This is a genomic window from Streptomyces sp. NPDC048604, assembly GCF_043199435.1.
Taxonomy (GTDB): Bacteria; Actinomycetota; Actinomycetes; order Streptomycetales; family Streptomycetaceae; genus Streptomyces.
This window is the reverse complement of sequence record NZ_JBICVX010000010.1, coordinates 1-7,084: the sequence shown is the minus strand read 5'-3', so window position 1 is coordinate 7,084 and position 7,084 is coordinate 1. Positions and strand designations below refer to the sequence as shown.

Below are 7,084 nucleotides of genomic sequence, written 5' to 3'. Positions count from 1 at the left end.
GGGGGGGCCGGCGGGGGGGGGTTTGGGGTGTCACCCCCCCCCCCCCCGGCCCCCCCCTCCCCCCCCCCCCCCCCGGGGGGGCCCCCCCCCCCCCCCCCCCCCCCCGCCGCCGTACGGTGAGTGCGATGCTCAGGCCGCGGCGAAGCCCTTCTTCAGGGCGGCTGCGATCTCGACGCAGCGGCGGGCCTGGAACTCCACCGCGCCCAGGTTCTCCTCGTGCACGTTCGCGGCCTGGTTCGCCGAGACGCTGCTCGCGCCGTACGGGTTGCCGTTGGCGCCGGCGAACTGGACCGGGTCCGCGTAGCCGGGGGTCACGATGATCGCGCCCCAGTGGTAGAAGGTGTTGTTCAGGGCGAGCAGCGTCGACTCCTGGCCGCCGTGCGTGGACGACGTCGAGGTGAAGCCCGAGGCGATCTTGTTGACCAGCTTGCCCTCGGCCCAGATGCCGCCGGTCGTGTCGATGAACTGCTTGACCTGGCTGGCGGGCTGGCCGAAGCGGGTCGGCGTGCCGATCAGCACCACGTCCGCCCAGAGCAGGTCGTCCAGGGACGCGATCGCGACGTCACGCGTCTCCTCGGCGTGCGCGGCCCAGGCCGGGTTGGTCTCGATCACGGCCTGCGGGGCGAGCTCGGCGACCTTGCGCAGCCGCACCTCGGCGCCGGCCTTCTCGGCCGCGCTCGCGGCCGCGTCGGCCATGGTGTGGACGTTGCCCGTCGACGAGTAGTAGATGACCGCGACATTCGTCATGTCTGCCCTGCTCCTTTGCGCTGCGATGGGGGGAGGCCCGCCGCCGACCCTCCCGTACATCCGCGGCGGGCCGCCCTCGCGGGCCGACAAGTCCGTCAAGTCCCGCCGCCGGTCGTCACTTCGCGGCGAAGAACTGCAGCAGCGCGCGGGAATCCTCGTCCGTCAGTGCGATGCCGAAGGACTCGCGGAGCGTCTGCACGGTGTCCGCGGCGGACAGCTCGACCACCTCCGAGGACCCGTCCGCGTGGCGCCGCTCCAGCTGCCTGTCGCGCAGCAGCAGCCGCTGCTTCTCCTCCTGCCGCTGCACCACGACCTGGCCGACGAACGGCGAGCCCTGCCGGGTGGAGCTGACGTAGTGCGCCGCCTCGAAGTCGATCCGGTACTGCGGCTCCTGGCGGAAGGAGTACATGTCGAACCACTCGCCCGCCGCCCGCGCCGCAGGGTCCTCGGGCGTGATCTGCAGGACCCAGTCCGGGCCGTCGGCGACCAGCCGCCAGGTCCAGTCGTGCGTGTCCACGCGCGCCCCCGATTCCAGCGGCACCGCCTGCATCAGGTTGCTGTAGCCGTAGCCGGTGTCGGCCAGCCACACCCGGTCGTCGGCGCGGACCAGGAGCACCGTGTGGGTGCGGAACCGGCGGCGCGGCTCGCCCTGCCGGATCCGGGCGAGCAGCCGGGTCACGGGGAAGCCGAGCCGGTCCAGGGCGGCCGCGAACAGCAGGTTGTTCTCGTAGCAGTAGCCGCCGCGGCCGCGGTGGACCAGCTTGTCCTGGATCGGGCCGAGGTCGATGGAGACCGGCCGGTCCAGCGCGATGTCGAGGTTCTCGAAGGCGATCGTGCTCATGTGCGCGCGCAGTACGGCGTGCAGCGTGTCGGCGGTGGGGGTGCGCGGGCCGGTGTGGCCGATCCGGGCGAGGTAGGCGTCCAGGTCGAGCAGGTCGCTCTGCCACTCCGGCGCGGTCTCGACGTCGGTGGGCAGTCCGTAGGTTCCCAGCATGCTGTGTCTCCTGACTCGTTCAGCGGGCGCGCTCGGCGGGCGCGGGCGCGGGCGGGGGCGAAGGGACGGGCTCGTCGGCGGGCTCGACGGCGGGATCGGAGGCGGGCGGACCGGCCGGGGCGGCCGGCGGCCTGAGGCCGGCGGCCAGCGCGGCCGCGAGCGCCGCACCGAGCACCGGCCCGACGAGGTACGCGGCCAGGAACGCGGTGTTCCCGGACAGCACCGCGGGCCCGAGCTGGCGGACCGGGTTGACCGCCCCGCCCGCGACCGGGCCCAGGAAGAAGATGAAGCCGGCGATGCAGACGCCGACCACGGACGGGATCAGGAACTCCCAGCGGGGCCGGATCAGCAGCCCGGCCACCAGCGTCATGCAGATCAGCTGGCCGGCCGTCTCGGCGGTCAGCACGTCCCAGACGTCCCAGCCGGGGGCCGCGCCCACGGCCGAGTAGTTCACCGAATCCACGGCCGCGCCCCACACCAGCCGGCCCAGCGCCGTGCCGGCGAACGCGCCGGCGAGCTGTGCCAGGCAGAAGGGCAGTACGTCACGGCCGGGGAAGGCCCGCAGCAGCCACAGCCCGATGCTCACCGAGGGGTTCATGTGTCCGGCGGTCCTGCGCGTCATCGAGTAGTGGATGATCAGCGTGTTCAGGACGCCGAAGATCACGGCCATCAACGCGAAGGCCGCCCGGCCGCTGATCGCGGAGCCGAGCGGCGCGTCCGGAGCGAAGATCCACCGGGCGGCGGTGACGATGAGGAACAGGATTCCCGCGGTGATCAGGAACTCGAGGACGTACATGCGGGCGCGCCGCGGAGGTGTGCTCGTGGCCATATGACCAACTCCCAGCTGTGGTTCGTGTGGTGCCGGCGGTGCGTGGGACGCGCGGGGCGGGAGGGGGCGGGGCAGGACACGCGTGGGCGGCGCCGCGCCCGGCCGGGGGAGCCGTGCGCGACGCCGCGTCCGCGGTGCGGGGGGCCGGGGCGGCCCCGGGGTTCAGAGCTCGATGCGCACGCCGTAGCGCACGGCCCAGGCGTCGAACTCGACCAGGCGCTCCATCACGCCGCGGGTGCCCCAGGGGCCGCCGAGCGCCGCGTACTCCTCCAGCGGCCGGTCGAGCAGCGCCCGGATCCCGTCCCGGGAGACCAGCTTCAGCACCGGCGACTCGCGCTCCAGGAGCTCGGCGACCTTGCCGCGCAGGGCGGTGACGTACGCGGTGTCCTGGGTGGAGGGGTACGGGCTCTTCTTGCGCTCCAGGACCGAGTCGGGCAGCACGTGCGCGGCCGCCGCCCGCAGCAGGGACTTCTCCCGGCCGTCGAAGTTCTTCATCGCCCACGGCACGTTGTAGACGTACTCGACGAGGCGGTGGTCGGTGAACGGAACCCGGACCTCCAGGCTGGCCGCCATCGAGATGCGGTCCTTGCGGTCCAGCAGGAACTTCTCCCAGTGCCAGATGTTGAGCCAGGTCAGCTCGCGCATCCTGGCCTCCTCGGGGGAGTCCTCCGGCAGCTTCGGCACCCGCTCCAGGGACTCGGTGTAGCGGCGCTTGACGTACTCGTCCAGGCCGAGCCGGTCCCACAGGCCGATCTCGCGCATCGTGGCGATGCCGCCGAGCCGGCGCCAGGCGTCGTACCAGGGGAAGGTGTCGCCCTCGACGGCCTCCTTGTCGAAGAACCAGTTGTAGCCGCCGAAGATCTCGTCCGCGGCCTCGCCGGACAGTGCCACCGTCACGCGCTCCTTGAGCGCCTTGCACAGGTGGAACAGCGAGTGCTCCATGTCGCCCGTGGAGACCGGCAGGTCCTGGGCGCGCAGCACGGCGGCGCGGACGTCCTCGTCGAGGATGTGGTGGTTCTCCAGCTCCACGATCACGTGCTCGGCGCCCGAGTGCTCGGCGACGTCGACCGCGTACGGGGTGTCCGGGTCCATCCAGATGCCGTTGTCGCGGAACGTCTTCCCGTGGTCCTTGTAGTCGACCGAGAACGCCTTGATCCGCTCGTCGCTCCCCTGGTCGCGCAGCGCCTTCGCGGCGAGCGCGGTCACCGCGGAGGAGTCCAGGCCGCCGGAGAGCAGCGTGCCGACCTTCACGTCGGCGATCAGCTGCCGCCGGACGATGTCCTCCAGGAGCTCGCGGGTGTGCGCGATCGTCGCGTCCAGGTCCTGGGTGTGCGGCTTCGCCTGCAGCGTCCAGTAGGTGCGGGTCGTCGCCCCGGAGCGGGTGAAGCGGACGACCGTGCCCGGGACGACCTCGTGCATGCCCTTGAAGACGGCGTGCCCGGGGGTGTTGACGATGGCGAAGATCTCCGCGAGGCCCTCGGCGTCGACGACCGCCTCCGCCTCCGGGTGGGCCAGGATCGCCTTCGCCTCGGAGCCGAACAGCACGCCGTCCGCCGTCGGGTGGTAGAACAGCGGCTTGACGCCCATCCGGTCGCGGACCAGCAGCAGTTCCTCGCTGCGCGGGTCCCAGATCGCCATCGCGTACATGCCGTTGAGTCGCTCGGGGAAGTCCGCGCCCCACTCCAGGTAGGCGTGCAGGACCACCTCGGTGTCGCTGGAGGTGCGGAAGGCGTGTCCGAGGCCCTCCAGCTCGGCCTTCAGCTCCAGGTAGTTGTAGACCTCGCCGGTGTAGACGAGAACCGGCTGCGCGTCGTCGCCGGGGGTCACCTGCATCGGCTGGCGGCCGAGCTCCAGGTCGATCACGGAGAGCCGGCGGTGGCCGAGGGCGGCGTGCCGGGACAGCCAGATCCCCTTGTCGTCGGGGCCCCGGCACTCCAGCGTCCGGGTCATGGCCTCGGTGGTGTCGCCGCCGAGGGTCAGATCGCGGTCGTAGGAGACCCAGCCGGTGAGTCCGCACATGGCGTCTCGGTTCCTTTCGTGGAGGACGAGCGGGGGAGGGGTTCAGGGGCGCGGCACGGGGACCCAGCCGGCGGTGTCCCAGTGGGCGAGCTGACGGAGCGCGGTGCGCTCGGCGACCTCGGCGACGCTGCTGCCGCCGAGGATCATGGTGCTGGGCCGGCCCGGCGCGAACACCGGCCAGGCGGGGGCGTGCGGGCTGCGGGGGACCTCGCCGCGGGCGAACGACGCCACCAGGTCGATCAGGGTGTCGGAGACGAGGCGCTCCTGCGGACCCGCGCCGTAGTGCGGGGCGTTGACCTCGTTCGCGTAACTGCCGAAGAGGAACTTCGAGGTCGCTTCGTGCGGGGTGCCGGTCAGCGGCGGCGCGACCGGGTGCGCGAACTCCATCAGATAGCCCGGCACGTCCGGCCGTTCCACGGCGTGCCGTTCGGCGAGCCGGGTGATCTGGTACCGGAACAGCGCGTCGCCCCAGATCGCGCTCCACAGCCCCACCGGGTCCGACGGCAGCCCCTCGGCCTCCGCGGCGCCGCGGTATGCGGCGATCGCCGCCGTGACCTGGTCGTCGGTCACGGTGACCGCGCCCTTGTGCAGCACCTCCCGCACGGCGGTGCGCAGCTGCGCCTCGTCGGCGGGCAGCGGGCCCTGGTAGGGGTAGCCGGGGCCGGTGGTGAAGAAGGTGCCCTCGGTCCGCGCGTACACGGCCATCGTCGGCACGTCCGGGGTGGGCAGTTCGAAGTCGTGGCCGCGCATCCAGCGGCCGTCCACCACCGGGCCCTGGTACTCGCGCCAGGCGCTGATCTCGCGGGTCTGCGGGGCGCCGGAGAAGATCTTCTCCCAGGCGTCCTTGAGCAGCGGCGCGGGAACCTCGCGCAGTCCGCGGACCGTGGTGGCGAGACTGCGGGCGAGCAGCTCGAAGGTCGCCCGGGACTCCGCAGGGCTCGCCGAACTGGCCGGCCGCCACACGTGCTTGGTGCTGAACGGGACGATCCGGCGGACGATGTCGCGCAGTTCCGGCAGCAGCGCGAGCTGCCAGGCGGACGAGCCGCCCGCCGAGGTGCCGGCCACGGTGATGTTGTCCGGGTCGCCGCCGAAGGACGCCGCGTTCTCACGGACCCAGCGCAGCAGCGCGGCCTGGTCCTGCAGGCCCCAGTTCGAGTAGCCCTCGGTGTCCTCGTCGAGCAGGTGCTCGTGCAGGCCGAACCCGAGAGCGCCCAGGCGGTAGTTGAAGGTCACGACGACCAGGTCGCCGTGGACGGCGGGCCGGGCGCCGTCGTAGTCGGGCTCGCTGCCCGCGCCGAGGAACCAGCCGCCGCCGTGGATGTACACGAGGACCGGGCGGGAGCCCTTCACGTCGGGCGTCCACACGTTCGCGTACAGGCTGTCCTCGGACGAGCCGGGCAGCCACGACTGCAGCGAGACCGGGCCGAAGGCGGTGGCGTCCCGGACGCCGTGCCATTCGGGCGCCGGCCGGGGCGAGCGGTAGCGCAGCGGACCGACGGGCGGAGCGGCGTACGGCACCCCGCGGAAGACGCAGAGGCCGTCCGTCCGCTCGCCGGAGACGAGTCCCGAGCTGGTGCGGGCGACGACGGTCCCGGCGCTTCGCGGGTGGACGGCTCCCGAATGGGACATGAACGAACTCCCCCGGTGGGCTAATGGCGAAAGGCGGAACGGCGACGTACGGAAAGTCAGGAAGGAAGGTGCGGAACGGTCGGGCGTAACGGTTCGGCGCGATCGTGCCCGAGCCGCCGACCGGGGCCAATGCCGCTCGGCGTACTCAGTCAGGTCCAATCCCGACCGGCCGGGAACCTGACGGATTCCCCGAGGCGGCTTTGTACCGGCCGTCCGGACGTCGGCAGGATCCGGGAACATGACAAAGTCGATTCTGGACTCGCGCCCGCTTTTCGAACTGGGCGCCGAGATTCGCGTCGAGGCCTCCGCCGAAGAGATCTACTCGACCGTCAGCGACATGAAGCGGCACGCCGAGTGGAGCACCGAACTCCGGGACGGCGAGTGGGTCTCCGGCGAGCCCGGCAAGGTCGGTTCGGTCTTCCGCGGCGAGAACTTCCGCGCCGACGACGTGGTCTCCTGGGCCCCGCTCATCCGCGGCGTCTGGCACACCAAGTCCGAGGTCGTCGCCACCGAGCCCGGCCGCGCCTTCCGCTGGAAGATCCACTCCAAGACCGGTGAACCGCAGGAGCTGATCTGGTCCTTCGAGATCGAGCCCGAGGACGGCGGCTGCATCCTCAGCCAGACTTTCCGCATGGGCTGGGCCTCGCCCGGAATCCACGAGATCACCAAGAACATGGACGAGGACGACAAGCGGAAATTCATCGCCGACTGGACCGAGAAGATGAAGCGCGACGTCGCCTCCACGCTGGAGCGCATCAAGTCCGTCGTCGAAAAGGCCTGACCCGCCGCCGCGGAACGGCGCCCACCGCGCCGTTCCGCGGCCCCAACCGCCCCCGACGCACCCGCAATACGGCCCCGCGGGTAAA

6 protein-coding genes are annotated in these 7,084 nt (G+C 72.1%); 1 reads left to right on the top strand and 5 read right to left on the bottom strand.

The window, feature by feature from the left end; translation table 11 throughout:
* Nucleotides 1-129: 129 nt before the first annotated feature.
* From wrbA to ACGFMM_RS20920, 5 genes are all read right to left on the bottom strand, one after another.
* The gene (gene wrbA / locus ACGFMM_RS20940; RefSeq protein WP_393647882.1) at nt 130-747 is read right to left on the bottom strand and encodes an NAD(P)H:quinone oxidoreductase; all 618 of its coding nucleotides are present in this window, start codon (nt 745-747) and stop codon (nt 130-132) included.
* 115 nt (nt 748-862) lie between these two features.
* Nucleotides 863-1,741: an arylamine N-acetyltransferase gene (locus ACGFMM_RS20935; RefSeq protein WP_393647881.1), complete on the bottom strand. Its 879-nt coding sequence runs from the start codon at nt 1,739-1,741 to the stop codon at nt 863-865.
* A 19-nt stretch (nt 1,742-1,760) separates the two neighbouring features.
* On the bottom strand, nt 1,761-2,570 hold the full coding sequence (locus ACGFMM_RS20930; RefSeq protein WP_393647880.1) for an aquaporin: 810 nt from the start codon (nt 2,568-2,570) through the stop codon (nt 1,761-1,763).
* A gap of 162 nt (nt 2,571-2,732) precedes the next feature.
* A complete protein-coding gene (gene asnB, locus ACGFMM_RS20925; RefSeq protein ID WP_393647879.1) occupies nt 2,733-4,589 on the bottom strand; it encodes an asparagine synthase (glutamine-hydrolyzing) in 1,857 nt (618 codons plus the stop codon).
* Between the two features lie 42 nt (nt 4,590-4,631).
* Nucleotides 4,632-6,218 carry a carboxylesterase family protein gene (locus tag ACGFMM_RS20920; RefSeq protein WP_393647878.1) on the bottom strand — a complete coding sequence of 529 codons (1,587 nt, stop codon included), beginning with the start codon at nt 6,216-6,218 and terminating at the stop codon, nt 4,632-4,634.
* 238 nt (nt 6,219-6,456) lie between these two features.
* Here ACGFMM_RS20920 and ACGFMM_RS20915 point away from each other — a divergent pair, with 238 nt between their 5' ends.
* Nucleotides 6,457-6,999, top strand: coding sequence for an SRPBCC family protein (locus ACGFMM_RS20915; protein WP_393647877.1), 543 nt, complete (start codon nt 6,457-6,459; stop codon nt 6,997-6,999).
* Nucleotides 7,000-7,084: the final 85 nt, after the last annotated feature.

Coding starts and splice junctions, on each gene's coding strand:
- wrbA (WP_393647882.1), bottom strand. CDS start 747: ATGACGAATGTCGCGGTCATCTACTACTCGTCGACGGGCAACGTCCAC.
- ACGFMM_RS20935 (WP_393647881.1), bottom strand. CDS start 1,741: ATGCTGGGAACCTACGGACTGCCCACCGACGTCGAGACCGCGCCGGAG.
- ACGFMM_RS20930 (WP_393647880.1), bottom strand. CDS start 2,570: ATGGCCACGAGCACACCTCCGCGGCGCGCCCGCATGTACGTCCTCGAG.
- asnB (WP_393647879.1), bottom strand. CDS start 4,589: ATGTGCGGACTCACCGGCTGGGTCTCCTACGACCGCGATCTGACCCTC.
- ACGFMM_RS20920 (WP_393647878.1), bottom strand. CDS start 6,218: ATGTCCCATTCGGGAGCCGTCCACCCGCGAAGCGCCGGGACCGTCGTC.
- ACGFMM_RS20915 (WP_393647877.1), top strand. CDS start 6,457: ATGACAAAGTCGATTCTGGACTCGCGCCCGCTTTTCGAACTGGGCGCC.